The sequence below is a fragment of the Sporosarcina thermotolerans genome, assembly GCF_030067815.1.
Lineage (GTDB): Bacteria > Bacillota > Bacilli > Bacillales_A > Planococcaceae > Sporosarcina > Sporosarcina thermotolerans.
In genome coordinates, this window is record NZ_CP125968.1 from 2031375 (window position 1) to 2050922 (window position 19548).

Annotated in this window: 17 protein-coding genes and 5 pseudogenes; 19 read left to right on the forward strand and 3 right to left on the reverse strand. The window is 43.3% G+C overall.

Going from position 1 to position 19548, the window contains the following annotated elements; translation table 11 throughout:
- Nucleotides 1-141: 141 nt before the first annotated feature.
- The 5 genes and pseudogenes from QNH10_RS11575 to recG all read left to right on the forward strand — a co-directional run bounded on the left by QNH10_RS11575 (nucleotide 142) and on the right by recG (nucleotide 5897).
- Nucleotides 142-501, forward strand: a complete 360-nt coding sequence (locus QNH10_RS11575; protein ID WP_283731687.1) for an Asp23/Gls24 family envelope stress response protein — start codon at nucleotides 142-144, stop codon at nucleotides 499-501.
- Between the two features lie 20 nt (nucleotides 502-521).
- Nucleotides 522-2179: pseudogene (locus QNH10_RS11580) on the forward strand (DAK2 domain-containing protein).
- 106 nt (nucleotides 2180-2285) lie between these two features.
- Nucleotides 2286-2947: pseudogene (gene sdaAB / locus QNH10_RS11585) on the forward strand (L-serine ammonia-lyase, iron-sulfur-dependent subunit beta).
- Nucleotides 2948-2960: 13 nt separating this feature from the next.
- Nucleotides 2961-3869, forward strand: a complete 909-nt coding sequence (sdaAA, locus tag QNH10_RS11590) for an L-serine ammonia-lyase, iron-sulfur-dependent, subunit alpha (protein WP_283731688.1) — start codon at nucleotides 2961-2963, stop codon at nucleotides 3867-3869.
- Nucleotides 3850-5897, forward strand: a pseudogene (gene recG, locus QNH10_RS11595) (ATP-dependent DNA helicase RecG). The gene sdaAA and the pseudogene recG overlap by 20 nt, the downstream one beginning before the upstream one ends.
- Nucleotides 5898-5970: 73 nt before the next feature.
- On the opposite strand, the gene QNH10_RS11600 reads toward recG, so the two are convergent.
- From QNH10_RS11600 to QNH10_RS11610, 3 genes are read right to left on the reverse strand one after another with little or no spacing between them, the layout of a single operon-like run.
- Entirely contained in the window at nucleotides 5971-6669 is a 699-nt protein-coding gene (locus QNH10_RS11600; RefSeq protein ID WP_283731689.1) for an ABC transporter ATP-binding protein, read from the reverse strand.
- Between the two features lie 23 nt (nucleotides 6670-6692).
- On the reverse strand, nucleotides 6693-7064 hold the full coding sequence (locus tag QNH10_RS11605) for an FtsX-like permease family protein (protein ID WP_283731690.1): 372 nt from the start codon (nucleotides 7062-7064) through the stop codon (nucleotides 6693-6695).
- A 2-nt stretch (nucleotides 7065-7066) separates the two neighbouring features.
- Nucleotides 7067-7531 carry an FtsX-like permease family protein gene (locus QNH10_RS11610; protein ID WP_283731691.1) on the reverse strand — a complete coding sequence of 155 codons (465 nt, stop codon included), beginning with the start codon at nucleotides 7529-7531 and terminating at the stop codon, nucleotides 7067-7069.
- 254 nt (nucleotides 7532-7785) lie between these two features.
- Between QNH10_RS11610 and fapR the strand changes: the two genes are divergently transcribed.
- The 14 genes and pseudogenes from fapR (at nucleotide 7786) to QNH10_RS11685 (ending at nucleotide 19541) form a co-directional block, all read left to right on the forward strand.
- Complete coding sequence (gene fapR, locus QNH10_RS11615) at nucleotides 7786-8370, forward strand: transcription factor FapR (protein ID WP_283731692.1); 585 nt, start codon at nucleotides 7786-7788, stop codon at nucleotides 8368-8370.
- Nucleotides 8367-9359 (forward strand): phosphate acyltransferase PlsX, encoded by a 993-nt coding sequence (gene plsX, locus QNH10_RS11620; protein WP_283731693.1) that lies wholly within the window; start codon nucleotides 8367-8369, stop codon nucleotides 9357-9359. Before fapR ends, plsX begins: the two co-directional genes overlap by 4 nt.
- Complete coding sequence (fabD, locus tag QNH10_RS11625; RefSeq protein ID WP_283731694.1) at nucleotides 9356-10291, forward strand: ACP S-malonyltransferase; 936 nt, start codon at nucleotides 9356-9358, stop codon at nucleotides 10289-10291. The genes plsX and fabD overlap by 4 nt, the downstream gene beginning before the upstream one ends.
- A gap of 1 nt (nucleotide 10292) precedes the next feature.
- Nucleotides 10293-11036, forward strand: a pseudogene (gene fabG / locus QNH10_RS11630) (3-oxoacyl-[acyl-carrier-protein] reductase).
- Nucleotides 11037-11248: 212 nt separating this feature from the next.
- Nucleotides 11249-11485, forward strand: coding sequence for an acyl carrier protein (locus QNH10_RS11635; protein WP_060209057.1), 237 nt, complete (start codon nucleotides 11249-11251; stop codon nucleotides 11483-11485).
- Nucleotides 11486-11674: 189 nt separating this feature from the next.
- Entirely contained in the window at nucleotides 11675-12436 is a 762-nt protein-coding gene (gene rnc / locus QNH10_RS11640) for a ribonuclease III (RefSeq protein ID WP_283734622.1), read from the forward strand.
- A 2-nt stretch (nucleotides 12437-12438) separates the two neighbouring features.
- Nucleotides 12439-13065: pseudogene (locus QNH10_RS21155) on the forward strand (chromosome segregation SMC family protein); the annotation flags it as partial.
- A gap of 837 nt (nucleotides 13066-13902) precedes the next feature.
- On the forward strand, nucleotides 13903-14262 hold the full coding sequence (locus QNH10_RS11655; RefSeq protein WP_283731697.1) for a hypothetical protein: 360 nt from the start codon (nucleotides 13903-13905) through the stop codon (nucleotides 14260-14262).
- Between the two features lie 680 nt (nucleotides 14263-14942).
- Nucleotides 14943-15992 carry a chromosome segregation SMC family protein gene (locus tag QNH10_RS21160; RefSeq protein WP_430541117.1) on the forward strand — a complete coding sequence of 350 codons (1050 nt, stop codon included), beginning with the start codon at nucleotides 14943-14945 and terminating at the stop codon, nucleotides 15990-15992.
- A 35-nt stretch (nucleotides 15993-16027) separates the two neighbouring features.
- Nucleotides 16028-17017, forward strand: a complete 990-nt coding sequence (gene ftsY / locus QNH10_RS11665; protein ID WP_283731699.1) for a signal recognition particle-docking protein FtsY — start codon at nucleotides 16028-16030, stop codon at nucleotides 17015-17017.
- A 191-nt stretch (nucleotides 17018-17208) separates the two neighbouring features.
- On the forward strand, nucleotides 17209-17541 hold the full coding sequence (locus tag QNH10_RS11670; protein WP_283731700.1) for a putative DNA-binding protein: 333 nt from the start codon (nucleotides 17209-17211) through the stop codon (nucleotides 17539-17541).
- Nucleotides 17542-17552: 11 nt separating this feature from the next.
- Nucleotides 17553-18908: a signal recognition particle protein gene (ffh, locus tag QNH10_RS11675; RefSeq protein WP_283731701.1), complete on the forward strand. Its 1356-nt coding sequence runs from the start codon at nucleotides 17553-17555 to the stop codon at nucleotides 18906-18908.
- A gap of 112 nt (nucleotides 18909-19020) precedes the next feature.
- Nucleotides 19021-19293, forward strand: coding sequence for a 30S ribosomal protein S16 (gene rpsP / locus QNH10_RS11680; RefSeq protein ID WP_060209070.1), 273 nt, complete (start codon nucleotides 19021-19023; stop codon nucleotides 19291-19293).
- 14 nt (nucleotides 19294-19307) lie between these two features.
- Complete coding sequence (locus tag QNH10_RS11685; protein WP_283731702.1) at nucleotides 19308-19541, forward strand: KH domain-containing protein; 234 nt, start codon at nucleotides 19308-19310, stop codon at nucleotides 19539-19541.
- Nucleotides 19542-19548 lie beyond the last annotated feature (7 nt).

A 19548-nucleotide genomic window follows, 5' to 3' on the forward strand; every position in this document is an offset into this window, starting at 1 on the left:
ATGGCTTGCAACCTTTTTTAATGATGCTTTCAAGTGAAACTCCTTTACAGATTTAATGTTTGCGGTTACTTCTTCTTTAATAATGTTATGGTGTATAGTACAATAGGGGAAGCTATAAAGGATGCAGGAGGGGAAGCTATCATGTCAATTGAATTGAAAAACGATTACGGTAAAATAGATATTACGAATGACGTCATTGCCCAAGTGGTTGGAGAGGCGGCAATCGAATGCTACGGAATTGTCGGCATGGCTTCACGTCATCAGATCCGGGATGGGCTTACAGACATCCTTGGAAAAGAGAATTATGCAAGAGGAGTCATTGTGAGAACAATCGGGGATGAGACACATATCGATATGTATGTCATCGTTGGTTACGGCACTAAAATCTCCGAGGTTGCGTACCAAGTGCAATCCAAAGTTATGTATACACTAAAAAAGACATTATCGTTAACAGTGGATTCAGTGAATATATTTGTTCAAGGAGTTCGGGTGACGAGTTGATAGAAGGAGGAAAACTTTCAATGAAGTTTATTGATGGTGTTAAATTTGCGGACATGGTGAAGATAGGTGCTCATCACCTTCATCTTAATGCAGACTATGTCGATTCATTAAACGTGTTTCCAGTACCCGATGGTGATACAGGAACAAATATGAATTTATCGATTGCCTCAGGTGCAAAGGAAACAGCTGCACATGCATCTGTGCATTTAGGTAAAACAGCTCAAGCATTATCCAAAGGTCTTTTAATGGGTGCACGTGGGAACTCAGGCGTCATTCTATCTCAATTATTCCGCGGTTTCGGGAAAGCGGTTGAAGAGGAAGAGAAGCTTAATAGTGTCAAATTCGCAGGAGCACTGGACTATGGTGTTCAAACAGCCTATAAGGCAGTTATGAAGCCTGTCGAAGGGACTATCTTAACCGTTGCGAAAGATGCTGCGAAAAAGGTGTCGAAGTGGCTAATACTACGGATGATATCATCAAGGTAATGGAAGCGATTGTCGAAGAATCAAAAGCATCATTAAAGAGAACTCCGGATCTTTTGCCAGTGTTGAAAGAAGTCGGTGTTGTAGATAGCGGTGGACAAGGCCTTGTCTATGTATATGAAGGCTTTTTGGCGTGTCTAAAAGGTGAGGCGCTACCTGAGCGTACAACAATTGGATCAATGGATGATCTTGTAAATGCCGAGCATCATCGCGGTGTTCAAGGTTTCATGAACACTGAAGATATTGAATTCGGTTATTGCACAGAATTCATGGTGAAATTTGAAGACGATAAAGTTAAGAAGAATCCTTTTGAAGAAGGTGACTTCAGACTGGATCTAAGTAAATTTGGAGATTCGTTACTTGTCATCTCCGATGATGAAATCGCGAAAGTACATATCCATACAGAGGAACCTGGAGATGCCCTGAATTACGCTCAACGATACGGTTCACTTATTAACATCAAGATTGAAAATATGCGACAACAGCATATCGACATCGTTGGTGAAGGCCATTCAACGAAGAAGGAAGAGAAGGCTGTTCATCCTTATGCAATCGTAACAGTCGCAATGGGATCCGGAGTTGCCGACCTGCTGAAAAGTATCGGTGCATCTGCGGTAATCGAAGGTGGTCAGACAATGAATCCTTCAACGGAAGATATTGTTAAAGCCATCAAAGATGTCGGAGCAGAACGTGTAATTATCCTGCCGAATAATAAAAATATCATCATGGCTGCAAAGCAGGCAGCTGAAGTGATCGGTATCGAAGCTGCTGTCGTAGAAACGAAATCAGTTCCTGAAGGTCTATCGGCAATTCTCGCATTCAATCCTGAAATCGGTGTAAGTGAAAATGAAAAAGTAATGTCCAAGGCTGCAGCTGCCGTCAAGACAGGACAAGTCACTTATTCAATCCGCGACACATCGATTGACGGTGTAGACATTAAGAAAGATGATTTCATGGGTCTTGCGGGTAGTAAAATTGTCATTTCTAAGCCTTCTTTGGATGATGTTATTAAAACATTATTGGCTTCTTTGATAGATGAAGACGATGAAATCGTTACAATTATCTATGGTGAAGATGTTACTGAAGAAGAGGCAAACGAAATTGCGAGCTATGTAGAAGAGAATTATGATCATACGGAAGTTGAACTCTATAATGGGAAACAGCCGTTGTATCCATATATCCTCTCTGTGGAGTAATAAAAGAAAATGACGGTATGCTCTTGACGAGCGTGCCGTCTTTTCTATTTTGTCTTTATCATGTAAAATGAATTCATGCTTGTCTTTTAATTAGGGGGTATTATGTATGAAATACAGATCCGTGTTTGAAATAATCGGTCCTGTGATGATAGGACCTTCATCTTCACATACTGCGGGCGCTGCGAGGATTGGCCGTGTAGCCCGAGATTTGTTTGGTAGACAACCGGAATGGGCGAAAATTCATTTATATGGTTCTTTCGCGGAAACATATAAAGGTCATGGAACCGATGTTGCAATCATCGGTGGATTATTAGATTATGATACCTTTGACGAACGGATCAAAACAGCATTTGAAGATGCTACAGCACTTGGAATGACATTTGAGTTCATACCAGAGGAAGAGGAAGCTGAGCATCCAAATACGGCGAAAATTAGAATTGGGGATAGCCAAGGTGAAATGGAGCTCGTAGGCATTTCAATCGGTGGGGGACAATGGAAGTGACCGAGTTGAATGGTTTCCCACTCCGTCTTTCTGGCCATTTTCCAGCGCTTCTTGTTGTTCATCATGACCGTTCAGGTGTCATTGCAAACGTTTCCAATGCAATTGCTTCGCAAGGGATGAATATTGCTCATATGGAAGTCGGCAGGAAAGAAAAAGGGAAAATGGCACTTATGGTTATCGAAATAGATCAGATGTTTGATGAAACGTTAATAAATGAATTGAAATCCTTGCCGAATGTCACACAAGTGTCGACATTGGCAAATTAAGGGGAATATAGATATGGAAGTACTATTCAGTTCGGTAAAGGAACTTGTAACACTTGCTGAGACACAAAACAAGCCAATTTCTGAAATCATGATTGAGCAGGAAATGCTTATTACAAAGCGTACGCGTGAAGAAATAATTGCGCAGATGGATAATAACCTTACTGTTATGGAAAGTGCCGTTGAGCAAGGACTTAAAGGTGTAAAATCTACCTCTGGTTTGACTGGTGGAGATGCAGTACTTCTTCAAAATTATATAAAGACCGGGAAATCCTTATCGGGTGACCTTATATTAGACGCCGTCAGCAAAGCAGTTGCAACGAATGAAGTGAATGCCGCAATGGGAATGATCTGTGCAACTCCGACAGCTGGGGCTGCAGGCATTGTGCCAGGAACGCTTTTTGCAGTGATAGACAAATTGAATCCGACAAGGGAGCAAATGGTGAACTACCTATTCACATCTGGAGCTTTCGGCTTTGTCGTTGCAAATAACGCATCCATCTCAGGTGCAGCAGGAGGGTGTCAGGCTGAAACTGGATCTGCGGCTTCCATGGCCGCAGCAGCAATCGTAGAAATGGCTGGCGGAACACCTCAACAAAGTGCAGAGGCTTTCTCCATTGTAATGAAAAATATGCTTGGACTTGTTTGTGATCCTGTAGCTGGTTTGGTTGAAGTACCATGTGTGAAACGGAACGCAATGGGTGCAGCGAAAGCTCTTGTAGGAGCAGACATGGCCCTTGCAGGAGTCGTCAGCAGAATCCCTACCGACGAAGTAATTGAAGCGATGCATAGGATCGGACAAACGATGCCGTCTGCTCTAAAAGAGACTGCGAGGGGCGGACTTGCTGCTACACCTACCGGCAAATGGCTTGAGGCTAAGATATTCGGGAAGGATAGAACGGTCAATGACCGCGTCAATTCGTGACGCGGTCACATCGCTGAAAGGTGTAGGGAAGGCATCTGCCGAACGGCTCCAAAAATTAGGGATTGAAACAATAGGGGATTTGATCAATACAATTCCTTATCGACATGAAGATTTTAGATTGAAAGATTTAGCGGATACACCGCATAATGAACGGGTTACGATTGAAGGAAGGGTCGAAAGCGAGCCTTCCGTTCTTTTTTTAGGGAGGAACCGTTCTCGACTACAAATCAGACTCCTCGCGGGTCCACATCTCGTCAAAGCGATCTTTTTCAATCAGCATTATTTAAAAGAACGTCTTTCAATAGGGATGGTTGTAACAGTGACAGGAAAATGGGATCGCGGACGGCAAGTGATCAATGTTAGCAATTTCAGCGAGGGACCCAAAACGGACCAAGCGGATTTTGAACCTGTTTATAGTTTGAAAAATGTAATGCATCAAAAGACATTCCGAAAATATATGAGAAATGCACTTGACTTGTGTGCTGGTGAAATAGAGGAAGTATTACCGGATTCCATAAGAGAGGCTTATATGCTGCCATCCGTTAGTGAGGCATTGGAGATGGTTCATTTTCCGAAGTCACCAACAGATGTAAAACAAGCAAGAAGAAGATTTGTCTATGAAGAATTGCTTAAATTCCAATTGAAGATGATTGGGATGAAGAAAATACGTAAGGATGCGGAAAAAGGAACAACTATCCAGTACGATTTGGAGCGGTTGAAAGCATTTATTTCTTCATTGCCGTTTGAGTTAACCGGTGCCAAAAAAGAGTCGTCAACGAACTCTGTGCTGAATTGAAAAGTTCCGGGAGGATGAATCGCCTTCTGCAAGGGGATGTTGGTTCCGGAAAGACTGTCGTCGCAGCAATTGCACTATATGCCGCCATCACCGCAGGCTTCCAAGGAGCACTGATGGCTCCGACAGAAATCCTTGCTGAACAGCATGCCAATTCGCTTTCTTCCTGGTTAGAGCCGTTTGGAGTGAAGGTAGCATTTCTTTCGGGATCTACAAAGGTAAAGGCGAGAAGACATATCTTGGAGAATTTAGCGAACGGTGAAATCGATCTTTTGATTGGTACACATGCCCTTATTCAACCAGATGTCAGTTTCACCAAATTGGGCCTTGTCATAACAGATGAGCAACATCGATTCGGTGTTGAACAACGCCGTGTGCTTAGGGAAAAAGGATTGAATCCGGATGTGCTTTTCATGACAGCAACTCCAATCCCAAGAACTTTGGCGATCACGGCATTCGGTGAAATGGATGTTTCGGTTCTGGATGAAATGCCAGCAGGTCGTAAACAAATCGAAACGTATTGGTTGAAAGAAGAGTCATTACTACCCGTATTAAGAAAAATGGAGAGGGAATTGCATGCAGGTCGCCAAGCTTATGTTATTTGCCCTCTGATAGAGGAATCGGACAAGCTTGATGTACAAAATGCCGTCGATGTCCATGCACAGCTCACCCACCATTTTAAAGGCAGATATACAGTCGGACTGATGCATGGGCGTCTGCATCCGGATGAAAAGGACGAAATCATGCGTGATTTCAGCGATGGGAAAATCGACTGCCTCGTTTCAACAACAGTTGTTGAAGTTGGTGTAAACGTTCCAAATGCGACGTTTATGCTCATTTACGATGCAACCCGTTTCGGATTAGCACAACTCCACCAATTACGAGGAAGAGTAGGGCGGGGCGCTGATCAATCATACTGTGTCCTTCTTGCTGATCCGAAAAACGAAGAAGGAAAAGAACGGATGCAATCGATGACGGAGACAAATGACGGATTCCTCCTCGCGGAAAAAGACCTCGAGCTAAGAGGGGCAGGAGACTTTTTCGGCAAAAAGCAAAGTGGAATGCCTGAATTTAAAATGGCAGATCTCGTCCACGATTTCCGTGCATTGGAAACCGCTCGTCAAGATGCTGAGAAAATGCTATCATCCGACAGCTTCTGGAGCTCTCCGGAATATAATTTCTTAAGAGAAGACTTGGAACAATCCGGCGCGCTTTCTCAAGAGAGAATGGATTGAATGGATAGTTGTTGAGGTTAAAAAATAAAAAAGGCGAGCCTGTATTCAAGGAAGCTCGCCTTTTAATTTGGAATTATGCCTGTGTTACCTTTTCCGCCAAATTCTGTTCAATATACCCTACTTCCCCATCTCGCACATGGATGATGGAATCCGCTCTTGCTGCGAGATCCAAATCATGTGTCACTAATACGATAGTCATCTTTTGCTCCTCACGAAGACCTTCAATTAAATCGATGATTCGCTTTCCTGTTTCGGAGTCCAAATTTCCTGTCGGTTCGTCCGCCAATAATATCCTTGGTTTAATGACCATCGCGCGGGCGATTGCAACCCGCTGTTGTTCACCACCGGAAAGTTTGCTTGGCAGGTGATTCATTCGGTGTTCAAGACCGACGCGTTTGAGCGATTCTTTTGCAAGTTCCACAACCTCTTTGGATGAAGTTGTCGATAACAGCGGCATCATTACATTTTCTAATGCGGTAGCTGTCGGCAACAGGTGGAACTGTTGAAACACATAGCCGATGATACTCGCACGCATTTCCGCCATTTCATCGTCATTCATTCGATGGACTGGATCCCGGTTAATGTAGATTTCTCCGCCATCTATCGGTTCAAGGCCGCCTATAACATTGAGTAACGTAGATTTACCAGAACCCGATGGACCGGTGATCGCAACATATCTACCGCGTTCAATGGAAAAAGTAACATCATTTAAAATTATTGTCTTGCTATTTCCGGTAATAAAGCTTTTTTTGACATTCTTCACATCAATCATTTCTATCATCTCCTTACCGGCATTCAAGCTTCCTTAAGCATGGAAGTTCCTTTCCGGTTCATCATCGTGACAAGAAGCAACGTAAATATCAACTGCTGCAGAACGGGCATAGCTAAAACAAGGATGCCGATCCACCAAGTAATCTGGAAGGAAGGGACTTGCAACAAAAGGATGAGCGCTGCTGTACTCCCTACAATTGTTCCGATTGCTGAAATGCCAATCGCCTCGATGATCAAATAAATCCGCACGCGTTTGAACTTCCAACCGATTGCTTTTAAGACGTGAAATTCCTTTTGCCGTTCAGACAAGTTCAAGTAAATTAATAAAAGCATGACGGCAGTTGTGAGGATTATCCCCATTGCCACATACAGATTTTGAAGTCCGGAAAGTTGCACGTTTAACGTTTCCCGACAAAACTTACATGCAATTCATTCTGCAGTGATTGTTGTGTCGATAGGATAATGAAAATCATGAACGATGTCATCGCAATTACAAGGGCAAGCAATAAAAAACGTGCCGGTCTACGGAACATTTGATTGTATGCAAATCCGGTAATGCTTCTAATATTCAAAAGTCGGAAAGCCCTGCTGTCCTTCACTTCACTGTTCAAAGCCTGCCGCGGTGTTTGTATAATGGAGTGGCGGCTGCCGGAATAGTAGCTGATTCCAGTGATCAAGAATAAAATCAGGAATAGGAAAATGCTTTGGTAGCCATCCCCGATTGCAAACGAACGATTCACAATTGAAAACGGAATGACGGGAAGTATCGAAATCAATAGAACTTCAACGATCAGAATACGAACAATCTTTTTCCGTTTCCATCCAACCGATCGAAGAATCGCAAAATCAGCTGACCGTTTCAACAGGCTATGGGTGAGAACTCCTTGCCTGAGAATGAGAAATATTCGGGGTTAAATGAGAACCTTTTGCCACCGAACGGGAACTGGTCTTGGTTATACGAGAACTTATTGCATTAGAATGAGAAATTATGGGGAGGAAACGAGAACTTCATCATAGAAAAAAGAGAACTCTTCATCAATGTTTTGTAGAAATCAAAGATGAACTATGATAATATACTGGTATTAGTACCAAGTGCTAATCCGGAAGGGTGAAACGAGTGAGAATGCCAAAAAGGGAGAGGCAACGCCAGCTTGAAATGAGCCTCGAACAAAATCCTTTTCTGACAGACGAAGAATTGTCCAAGCAATTTAAAGTAAGCGTCCAGACGATTCGCTTAGATCGATTGGAATGTGGAATTCCGGAATTACGTGAACGATTGAAAACGGTAGCTGCACGAACAATCGATGCAGAGGTGAAATCCATTCAGTCTGATGAAGTCATCGGTGAAATCGTTGACATCGAGTTGGACAAGAGGGCGATTTCCATATTCGATGTTACTGATGATCATGTCTTCAGACGAAGCGGAATAGCCCGTGGCCATCATTTATTTGCGCAGGCGAACTCTTTGGCCGTAGCAGTATTAGATGATGATCTTGCCTTGACAGTCACATCGACACTCAATTTTTTGAAGCCAGTTAGATCGGGTGACCGTGTAATTTCACGCGCCACTGTGGATAAAGAGCGTTCAAATGAGAAAAGGACATTCGTCGATGTCGTTTCTACAGTTGAAAACGAAACGGTTTTCACAGGTGAATTCCAGATGTACCAGACTACGAACCACAGTAGGAGTGAAGTAAAATGATTATTGCATTAGACGGAATGGGCGGAGATAACGCACCGGGTGAAATCATCGCAGGCGCTCTCCAAAGTCTAAATGAATTTGAAGATATACATATACATATTTATGGAAATGAAGAAATGATGGCTCCGTATTTAAAAGAACATGATCGGTTAAAAGTGTTCCATTGTTCAGAGAAGATTGAACCAGATGATGAACCCGTTCGAGCTATCAGAAAGAAAAAAGATGCATCAATGGTGAGAATGGCACAAGCAGGAAAGGATGGAGAGGCAGATGCTTGTGTTTCGGCTGGAAACACCGGCGCACTTATGGCGGCAGGTCTATTCGTTGTAGGTCGTATAAAAGGTATTGACCGTCCTGCACTGTCACCGACACTACCAACTATAGAAGGTCAAGGTTTCGTCTTTTTGGATGTCGGAGCCAATGCCGATGCCAAACCGGTCCATTTACAGCAATACGCAATTATGGGAAGTATTTATGCCGAAAAAGTCCGTGGAATTCAAAGGCCACGTGTAGGACTATTGAATATTGGTACCGAAGAAGGCAAAGGAAATGAATTGACGAAAGCTGCATATGATCTTCTTTCCGAGGCGCCGATCAATTTTATCGGTAATGTGGAATCGAGGGATTTATTAAGTGGAGCGGCAGATGTCGTTGTTACCGACGGTTTTACAGGAAATATGGTGCTTAAAACGATTGAAGGTACAGCTCTTAGCTTCTTCACGATGTTGAAGGAAGTTTACGGCGCTTCATTAAAATCAAAACTGTCCGCTGCAATGGTCAAGGATGGCCTACGGGGATTAAAAAAGAAGATGGATTACACGGAATATGGGGGAGCTGGTCTCTTCGGCTTAAATTCTCCTGTCATTAAAGCGCATGGTTCGTCTAATGCCAATGCGATATTAAATGCAATTAGACAAGCTAGGACGATGGTTAAATACGATGTCTGTGGAACAATTGGAAGGACAGTTGGAAAGGTGGAGGCGGAGTGACGAAAATAGCGTTTATATTCCCGGGTCAAGGTTCACAATCCGTAGGAATGGGAGAAGAGCTTTTCAATAGCGGTGGAAATTTCCTCGAACGTGCTGATGAAGTTTTGCAGTTCGGTTTAAGCAAATTACTCAAAGAAGGACCTCAAGAGGAACTGACATTAACGTACAATGCGCAGCCTGCACTTTTGACAGTAGGAGCAATGATCGCTTCGAAGCTTGTTGAAGGCGGCATTACACCTGACTATACGGCAGGACACAGTCTTGGTGAGTATACAGCTCTTGTTGCATCGGGAGTTCTATCATTCGAAGATGGAGTTTCCGTTGTCCATCAACGCGGCTTATTCATGAATGATGCAGTACCTGCGGGTGAAGGCGCGATGGCAGCCATTCTTGGATTGGATAGCGAGAAGCTACAAGAAGTGACGGACGCCATAACGGTAGAAGGAGATTCCGTCCAACCGGCGAACTTGAATTGCCCAGGTCAAATCGTCATATCAGGCACAAAAGCAGGTGTCGAAAAAGCTTGTGTGGCACTTAAAGAGGCAGGTGCGAAAAGAGCGATTCCACTTGATGTGAGCGGACCATTCCATTCATCCCTCATGAAGCCAGCTGCGGAACGTCTGAAAAAAGCTTTGGAAGAAGTTGAAATGAAAGACGCTTCTATCCCAGTTGTAGCGAATGTGAATGCAGAAACTGTTTCCGACCGTGAAGTGATCAAGCAGTTGTTAGTTGAACAACTTTATTCTCCAGTTCGTTGGGAAGATTCGGTACGTGAACTGATCAACCTTGGAGTTACGCATTTCATCGAATGTGGTCCAGGAAAAGTGCTCAGTGGACTTGTAAAGAAAATCGATCGATCTGTTACAGTGCTCCCAGTCTATGACGAAGAGACATTACAAGCAGTCATTGATGCAGCGAAAGGGTGGGAATAAGATGGGAAGATTTGAAGGGAAAACGGCGATTGTCACGGGTGCTTCAAGAGGAATTGGACGTGAGATTGCTATATTATTAGGTCGTGAGGGTGTTCGAGTTGCCGTCAACTACGGCGGTAGCAGAGAAAGCTGAAGAAGTTGTCCAACTGATTAAGGATTCTGGTAGCGATGCATTTGCAATCCAAGCGAACGTTTCAGACGCCAATCAAGTGAAACAAATGATTGACGCAACGATGGAAAACTTCGGTTCAATCGACTTCCTCGTGAACAATGCCGGCATCACAAGAGACAATCTCTTAATGCGCATGAAAGAGGACGAATGGGACGATGTTATCGACATCAACCTAAAAGGCGTATTCCTCTGCACAAAAGCTGTCACTCGCCAAATGATGAAACAACGTGCAGGAAAAATCGTCAATCTCGCTTCAATCGTCGGCGTCATCGGCAACCCTGGACAAGCGAACTATGTCGCAGCAAAAGCAGGTGTCATTGGCTTAACAAAAACAACTGCGAGAGAGCTTTCTTCAAGAAACATTACTGTTAACGCAGTCGCTCCAGGTTTCATAACGACTGACATGACAGACGCTCTTCCTGAAGACGTGAAAGCGCAAATGTTGGCTCCATTCCTTTAGGCAAATTAGGCTCAGCCGAAGACGTCGCAGGAACAGTTGCGTTCTTACTATCCAACGATGCAAATTATATAACAGGACAAACTATTCATGTCGACGGCGGTATGGTAATGTAATAACCTGTACAATATTATTGTCCAGCTTCAGCGGCCAGGTGCTCGGGTCATAAGCCAGCCCGGCAGTGCGGCAAAAAGCGCCGCTTCGTGCCCACAGGATGCGGGTATGCAGTCGTTGCCACAGGAAGTGGCGAAATTAGACTGCCTTCCTTGTGTCTTATGCCTGTAGCACCTAAGCAGGCCGCTTACGCTTTTCTTGAGAGGAGGTGACTATGTTGTCAGTACTTGAACGTGTAACGAAAGTGGTTGTCGACCGTCTTGGTGTCGATGAAAGCGAAGTAAAACCTGAAGCTTCTTTCAAAGATGATCTCGGCGCAGACTCTTTGGATGTCGTTGAGCTTGTTATGGAATTAGAAGATGAATTCGATATGGAAATTTCCGATGACGATGCTGAAAAGATCGGAACTGTCGGTGACGCTGTGAAATATATCGAAGAAAAAGTGAATTAATTTCATTTATTCGTAAAACCGAAAAAATGGGCTCATTAATACTTCAACTAATATGAATGAATTTCCAACGAGATGCTTTCTTCCTTTCTTAAACCAAGAAAAGGAATGAAAGTATCTCTTTTCGGTTTTGCATGTAAGGCACGAACCGTGTAAAATTAAGAGAACTATGAAGTGAAAGGCAGAATCGCGATGAATAATAAACAGAAATATAAATATGCCTCCTCGCTACTCCCAGTCGAAGTGAGAAGAAAATTTAAAGGACTCCAAGATCGACTTTCTATCCAATTTAAGGATGAATCGCTTCTTTACAATGCATTTACACATTCTTCCTATGTAAATGAACATCGTCGTAAAAATTTCTCGGACAACGAGAGACTTGAATTCTTAGGCGATGCTGTATTGGAACTTGGTGTTTCTCGTTTTCTATTTGCAACTGAACCGGATATGAGCGAAGGCGAGCTAACGAAACTTAGGGCGGCAATTGTCTGTGAGCCCTCATTAGTCAAATTCTCCAATGAACTCCATTTCGGAGACTTTATCTTACTTGGCAAAGGTGAAGAACAAACAGGGGGTCGAACGCGGCCAGCTCTGCTTGCTGATGTTTTTGAAGCATTTATCGGAGCATTGTTTTTGGATCAAGGAATGGAACCAGTGACTACTTTCCTTGAACAAGTAGTTTTTCCGAAAATTGGAGACGGTGCTTTTTCGCATGTGATGGATTATAAGAGTCGCCTACAGGAGATTGTTCAACAGACCAATCATGGCAACCTGAATTACGAGATTGTTGAAGAGAAAGGTCCTGCGCATGCGAAAAAGTTTGTCACCGTCGTTAGATTGGAAAATCGTGAATTAGGAACAGGTATTGGAAGGTCGAAAAAAGAAGCCGAGCAGGATGCGGCCCGTCAAGCCATTCATGTATTAAAAGGCATTGAGGCCGAAGGAGAGAACTGATTGTGTTTCTTAAAAGAGTAGAGATTATCGGATTTAAATCATTTGCCGAGCGGATTGGAATCGATTTTGTACCGGGCGTGACCGCAATTGTCGGACCGAATGGCAGTGGGAAAAGTAATATCACAGATGCAATCCGTTGGGTGCTTGGTGAACAATCAGCAAAATCCCTACGGGGTGCCAAAATGGAAGATGTCATTTTTGCGGGTAGTGATTCAAGGAAGCCGCTGAATTACGCGGAAGTTACGTTGATCCTTGATAACACAAACGGGCTTTTCCGCTGGATTACACGGAAATTAGTGTAAGCCGACGCGTCTTCCGCTCGGGTGAAAGCAATTATTTATTGAACGGTCAGCAATGCCGACTGAAAGATATTAATGATGTCTTCATGGATTCAGGATTGGGAAAAGAAGCTTTTTCAATCATTTCTCAAGGCCGGGTTGATGAGATCTTAAATAGCCGTCCAGAAGATAGAAGGAGTATTTTTGACGAAGCAGCAGGGGTTTTAAAATATAAGACAAGAAAGAGAAAAGCTGAACATAAGCTTTTTGAAACCGAAGATAATTTAGATCGTGTCCTTGATATTTTAAAGGAATTGGATGATCGAATCGGGCCACTTGAAAAAAATGCGAAAGCAGCTGAGAAACACGGGATTTTGTCCTCGGAAATCAGGGAGGCTGATGTCCGTCTCCTGAATTTTGATGGTGCTAAATTACGCAATGAAATAGTTGCGAAGACCAAATTACTGGAAGAGAAACGAGTCCAACGCGAAGGTTTTGAAAAAGAAATCGCAAAAGCCGAGCAACAGTCGAATTTATTGAAATCCCAATTGGCGGAAGCGGATCGAAAAATTGAATTGCTCCAAAAACAATTGGTCGAAATAAGCGCCGAAACTGAGAGATGGGAAGGACGCCGACTCTTAACCCTCGAAAAACAAAGGAACACGAAAGAACATATCAACCGCATCAACAATGAATTAGGGATTGCTCAAAAGGATAAAGAGGATCTTGTCGTTAAAATAGCTGCGATGAAGGAGAAAATGGAAATTACTTCTTCGGATTTAAATAAGATACAAATTGAAATGAATGAGATTTCCCAAATTCTGAAACGATCCGTTAAAGAAACCGAAGAAGAAATCAATGAGCTGAAGTCGTCTTATATCGATCTTTTAAATGAAGAAGCGACAGTGAGAAACGATTTGAAACATATCGATGAACGTTTACAGGGGAGAAGTCCTCAGCGAACAGAATTGTTGAACAAACAACAGTTTTAAAACGCAAACTTAATGAATTGACCGAAAAACGATCGGGCCTATTGACCATTAAGGCTTCAATGAATGAAAAAAGAGCTCAAGCTGAAGCTGCATACAACTATTCCAATGGACTTTTCCAGGAATCTGAAACGGACTAAGAAACCAACAGCAATTCATGCAAACCGCAATGAACAAGCAATCTGAAATGCAAGGAAGATTGCGTGCTCTTAAAAGCTTGGAGGCTGACTTTTCAGGTTTTTATTCAGGCGTAAGGGCTGTGTTAGTCGCAAATAAAGAAGGTCAATTACGCGGAGTGGATGGGGCAGTCGCGGAACTTATTAGTGTAGAAGATATGTACATCAAAGCGGTTGAGACTGCTTTGGGTGGTGCCATGCAGCATATCGTTACGGCATCCGAAGTTGAAGCACGAAATGCTATTGGTTATTTGAAAAAGAAAAATGCGGGACGCGCAACATTCTTACCACGAGATGTTATAAGATCGAGAAAAATTTCACCTGCATCTATTCGTATTGTTGAGGGGCACCGGAATTCATCGGAACAGCAGACCAACTCGTGAGAACAGAACCTGTATTTACAGCCATCATTGAAAACCTCCTTGGTATGACGTTAGTCGCAAAGACATTATCCGGGGCATCCGCCATTGCGAAAACATTGGGATACAAGTTTCGGATAGTTACCCTTGACGGGGATGTGGTTAACGCTGGTGGTTCTCTAACAGGTGGTGGTGCAAAAGGTCAGTCGACCGTGTTTTCACGGAAAGCTGAATTGGATGCCCTAAGTGCACAGCTTGAACGAATGGACGCTTCCATAAAAACTGCAACGAAAAAAATGGGCGACTCCAAAATGAATGTAGCGCAGCATATGCACGATGCCGAAAAATACCGCCAACAGTTGGAAGGCATCCGTGAGGAAATGTCTTCAATTGATTCTGGTATCCGAGAATTGGATGTTGAAGTCAGGGCAATCGAATCGGAAATTTTCATTGCTGAAAAAGGAAAAGCTGGTTCGGAAAATATTGGTTCCGAGTTAACAAAACGAAAATCGGAATTACTTGAACAGCATATTGCGATAAAATCTTCACTCGAGTCGATTCAAAAGGAAGTGGAGACATTAGAGCGGTTGGCTTCCGATAGACGGAACGAAGAAGCTGCTTTCATTGCAAGGAATGGAGAACTTCGGGAGAAGGCGGCAATCCTTAGGGAGCAAAAAGGACATCAGCAATCCTTGATGGAGGAAATGGACAGGACGTTTGCCCAATTGGAGCAAAGAATCTCTACCCTTGTTGCTGAACAACGTCTGTATTCTGAGGATGAAAATGGCATCGAACTGTCACCGGAAGAGATATCTTCACGTATAGAGAAATCTGCAATGGAAAAGACAAAGATTGAACAAACATTGTTGGATGAAAGGGCAACGAGGAATCGACTATCAGATGGCCTGGAGCAGCAAGAGCATTCATTGAAAAGTATGCGAATCGAGGAAAACAAAGCTGTCTCGGCATTTAATGAAATAAATGTGGCCGTTTCACGTCTTGAAGTAAAATATGAATCTATCACAAACCGTTTATTGGACGAGTATGGACTCTATCCTGATTTTGAAAATGATGATGATTTTGATGTGGACAGGACGAGAATCCGTGTCGAGCAACTGAAGGGTGAACTTGATTCGATAGGTTCAGTAAACCCTGGCGCTATTCAGGAGTTTCAAGAAGTGTCTGAACGTCATGCATTTTTGACAGAGCAAAGGAATGATCTTTTAGAGGCCAAAAACACGTTGAATGAAGCAATGTCAGAAATGGATCAGGAAATGGAAATGAGATTCGGTACGACATTTAATGCGGTGAGAAGTCGGTTCCATACTGTTTTCAAGGAGATGTTCGGTGGCGGGGATGCGGATTTGATCCTTACGCAGCCTGATAACTTGTTGGATACAGGAGTTGAAATTGTTGCAAGGCCACCAGGTAAGAAGCTCCAAAACCTAAGTCTATTATCAGGCGGGGAACGAGCGCTTACAGCGATTACTTTATTGTTTTCCATCATTGAAGTGCGGCCTGTTCCATTCTGTATTTTGGATGAGGTTGAGGCGGCACTCGACGAAGCAAATGTCATCCGTTACAGTAAGTACTTGAAGAAGTTCTCTAACAATACTCAATTCATCGTTATCACCCATCGAAAGGGTACGATGGAAGGTGCGGATGTCCTTTACGGTGTTACAATGCAGGAATCTGGCGTCTCGAAATTGATTTCAGTACAATTGTCTGAAGTGCCTGCAGAAATAGTAGGATAGATAACCAAATAGCATGGTGAAAAGGAGAGAGTGGATTGTCATTTTTCAAGAAACTTAAAGAGAAAATCACGGGAACAAACGAAGCTGTAACAGAAAAGTTCAAAGACGGGCTTACGAAGACACGCGATTCCTTCACTTCGAAAGTTAATGATCTCGTTGCACGCTTCCGTGAAGTGGATGAGGACTTTTTTGAAGAGTTAGAGGAGCTTCTATTACAAGCCGATGTCGGTGTTGAAACCGTGATGGAGCTTGTTGATCAGCTACGATGGGAAGTTAAGAGGAAAAATATAAAGAATACAGATGGTATTCAATCTGTCATTTCCGAAAAGTTGGTGGAAATATACAAAGCCGGTGAGGAACTTGATACGAATCTGAATATACAAGATGATTTGACAGTAATTCTAATGGTTGGAGTCAACGGTGTCGGGAAAACGACGACTATCGGCAAACTTGCAGCCCGTCTAAAAGACGAAGGAAAGACAGTCATGCTTGCGGCGGGGGATACATTCCGTGCAGGTGCAATCGATCAGCTTGTTGTTTGGGGTGAACGGGTCGGTGTAGAAGTGATCCGTCAATCGGAAGGATCTGATCCTGCAGCTGTCATGTACGACGCGATTCGTGCAGCAAAAAATCGAAAGGTGGATGTCCTGATCTGTGACACTGCTGGCCGATTGCAAAATAAAGTAAACTTGATGAATGAATTGGAAAAAGTTCACCGTGTGATTGGTAAAGAGGTTGAAGGAGCGCCTCATGAAGTCCTTCTTGCGTTAGACGCAACTACTGGGCAGAATGCATTAATTCAGGCGCAGACATTCAAAGAAGCAACTAATGTAACTGGAATTGTTTTAACGAAGCTTGACGGGACAGCCAAGGGCGGAATCGTTTTAGCTATCCGCAACAAGCTGAATATCCCTGTTAAATTCGTAGGACTGGGTGAAGGAATGGATGATCTGCAACCATTTGACCCGGAGAAATACGTTTACGGGCTCTTTGCGGAAGGCTTGGAAATGGAAGCGGAAGAGTAATCGTTCAATCCGGCTTCGGAAGGCAACTGCTACGGTCTCTTCGGTCTGGAGAATAATGACAAAAAGCGTCTTTATCTCCAGCCCTCCATCGCCCGTCGCAGTTAAACGCCTTCCTCGGCATTATTAGACAAGTAAATTCACTTGACAGTTCTTGCAGGGAATATTAAGATTGGCAGAGGGGGCGATGCGGGATGCTTGAAAAAACGACGCGCGTTAACTTCCTCTATGATTTCTATCAGACTTTGTTGACCGATAAGCAGCGCATTTATATGCAGCTTTATTATCTTGATGATCTTTCACTTGGTGAAATTGCCGAGGAATATGGGGTTTCAAGGCAAGCGGTTTACGACAATGTCCGAAGAACAGAAGCTATGTTGGAAGACTATGAGAATAAATTGAATCTTTTTTCGAAATTCCAAAAAAGGATGGAGCTTGTTGACGAGCTTGAACACCTTTTATCTGATGACAATGGCCCATCCGAAAAAGTAAGGGTCCTGTTGACTGCATTTAAAGAACATGAGTAGGGGGTCTATGCATGGCATTTGAAGGTTTGGCCCAGCGCCTGCAAGGGACGCTTCAGAAAATAAAGGGCAAAGGTAAAATCAGTGAGGCAGACGTCAAAGAAATGATGCGAGAAGTGCGATTCGCACTAATCGAGGCAGACGTTAACTTGAAAGTCGTTAAAGAGTTCGTCAAGACGGTAAGTGAACGGGCGGTTGGTCAAGATGTGATGAAGAGCTTGACACCAGGCCAGCAAGTCGTGAAAATCGTTAAAGATGAATTGACGAATTTGATGGGCGGAGAGCAGAACCCGATCCAATTCGCAAGGAAATCGCCCACTGTTATCATGATGGTCGGACTGCAAGGGGCAGGTAAAACGACGACTACCGGAAAACTTGCGACAGTTCTTCGCAAACGTCATAATAAAAAACCATTGTTAGTTGCCGCTGACGTTTACCGTCCAGCCGCAATCCAGCAACTGCAAACACTTGGCAAACAATTGACGCTTCCTGTCTTTTCTTTAGGAACTGACGTGTCACCGGTTGAAATCGCGCGTCAAGCACTTGAGGAAGCAGCAAGAGAACATCATGATGTTGTCATCATCGATACAGCTGGACGATTGCATGTCGATGAGAAACTGATGCAGGAGCTTAAGGATATACAGGCTTTAAGCAAACCTGACGAAGTGTTCCTGGTTGTAGATGCGATGACGGGGCAAGACGCGGTCAATGTCGCTAAATCTTTTGATGAAGCAATAGGAATTACTGGTGTAGTTTTAACAAAATTAGACGGCGACACCCGTGGTGGTGCAGCATTGTCTATTCGTTCCGTTACCCAAAAACCGATTAAATTCGTTGGTATGGGAGAAAAAATGGACGCACTTGAACCATTCCATCCCGAGCGTATGGCTTCCCGGATTTTAGGGATGGGCGACGTCATGTCACTTATTGAAAAGGCTCAAGAAAATGTCGATGAGGAGAAGGCGAAGGAACTTGAACAGAAGTTCCGTACGCAAACTTTCACGCTCGACGACTTTTTGGACCAACTTCAGCAAGTGAAGAAAATGGGACCTCTTGACGAGATTCTGAAAATGATGCCTGGTATGAATAAAATAAAAGGCCTTGAAAACGCCCAAGTGGACGAAAGTCAGATGGGTCGCGTGGAGGCAGTCATTCGATCTATGACAATGGTGGAGAGAACAACTCCGGAAATCATCAACGCAAACAGAAAGAAAAGAATTGCAAAAGGGTCTGGAACATCCATCCAGGAAGTGAATCGACTGTTGAAGCAATTTGAAGACATGAAAAAAATGGTCAAACAGATGACCAATATGCAACAAAAGGGTAAAAAGAAAATGAAAATGCCTGGATTCGACTCTTTTTTTAGGTGAAACTGTTGATTTCACGCATTAATTTAAGGTGTTAAGAAAAAACACTTTACAAACATGAAAAACCTTGATAATATACTATCTTGTGTGAAACTATTCGGAGGTGCAAGTAAAAATGTCAGTAAAAATTCGTCTAAAACGTATGGGAGCTAAGAAAACTCCTTTCTATCGTATTGTAGTAGCAGATTCACGTTCACCACGTGATGGTCGTCAAATCGAAACAGTTGGTACTTACAACCCGCTTACAAAACCTGCGGAAGTAAAAATCGACGAAGAATTGGCGCTTAAATGGCTTCAAAACGGTGCTAAGCCATCTGATACAGTTCGTAACCTGTTCTCAGAGCAAGGCATCATGGAGAAATTCCATAACGCTAAATACGGTAAATAATCAGGAGGGTGGACATGAAGCAGCTGATTGAAACGATTGTCAAACCTTTAGTCGATCATCCCGGAGATGTTCAGGTCGATAAAGATGAACAACATCATCGAGTCACTTACAAACTTTCCGTCAATCCCGAAGATATGGGGAAAGTGATCGGAAAGCAGGGACGTGTTGCGAAAGCGATACGTACTATTGTTTACTCAGCGGCAGGCAGTCACCACGGTAAGAAAGTTTACCTTGATATCATTGACTGATTGAAAG

Coding starts and splice junctions, on each gene's coding strand:
- QNH10_RS11575 (WP_283731687.1), top strand. CDS start 142: ATGTCAATTGAATTGAAAAACGATTACGGTAAAATAGATATTACGAAT.
- sdaAA (WP_283731688.1), top strand. CDS start 2,961: ATGGAAGTACTATTCAGTTCGGTAAAGGAACTTGTAACACTTGCTGAG.
- QNH10_RS11600 (WP_283731689.1), bottom strand. CDS start 6,669: ATGATTGATGTGAAGAATGTCAAAAAAAGCTTTATTACCGGAAATAGC.
- plsX (WP_283731693.1), top strand. CDS start 8,367: ATGATTATTGCATTAGACGGAATGGGCGGAGATAACGCACCGGGTGAA.
- QNH10_RS11635 (WP_060209057.1), top strand. CDS start 11,249: ATGTTGTCAGTACTTGAACGTGTAACGAAAGTGGTTGTCGACCGTCTT.
- rnc (WP_283734622.1), top strand. CDS start 11,675: ATGAATAATAAACAGAAATATAAATATGCCTCCTCGCTACTCCCAGTC.
- QNH10_RS21160 (WP_430541117.1), top strand. CDS start 14,943: ATGGACAGGACGTTTGCCCAATTGGAGCAAAGAATCTCTACCCTTGTT.
- QNH10_RS11670 (WP_283731700.1), top strand. CDS start 17,209: ATGCTTGAAAAAACGACGCGCGTTAACTTCCTCTATGATTTCTATCAG.
- ffh (WP_283731701.1), top strand. CDS start 17,553: ATGGCATTTGAAGGTTTGGCCCAGCGCCTGCAAGGGACGCTTCAGAAA.
- rpsP (WP_060209070.1), top strand. CDS start 19,021: ATGTCAGTAAAAATTCGTCTAAAACGTATGGGAGCTAAGAAAACTCCT.
- QNH10_RS11685 (WP_283731702.1), top strand. CDS start 19,308: ATGAAGCAGCTGATTGAAACGATTGTCAAACCTTTAGTCGATCATCCC.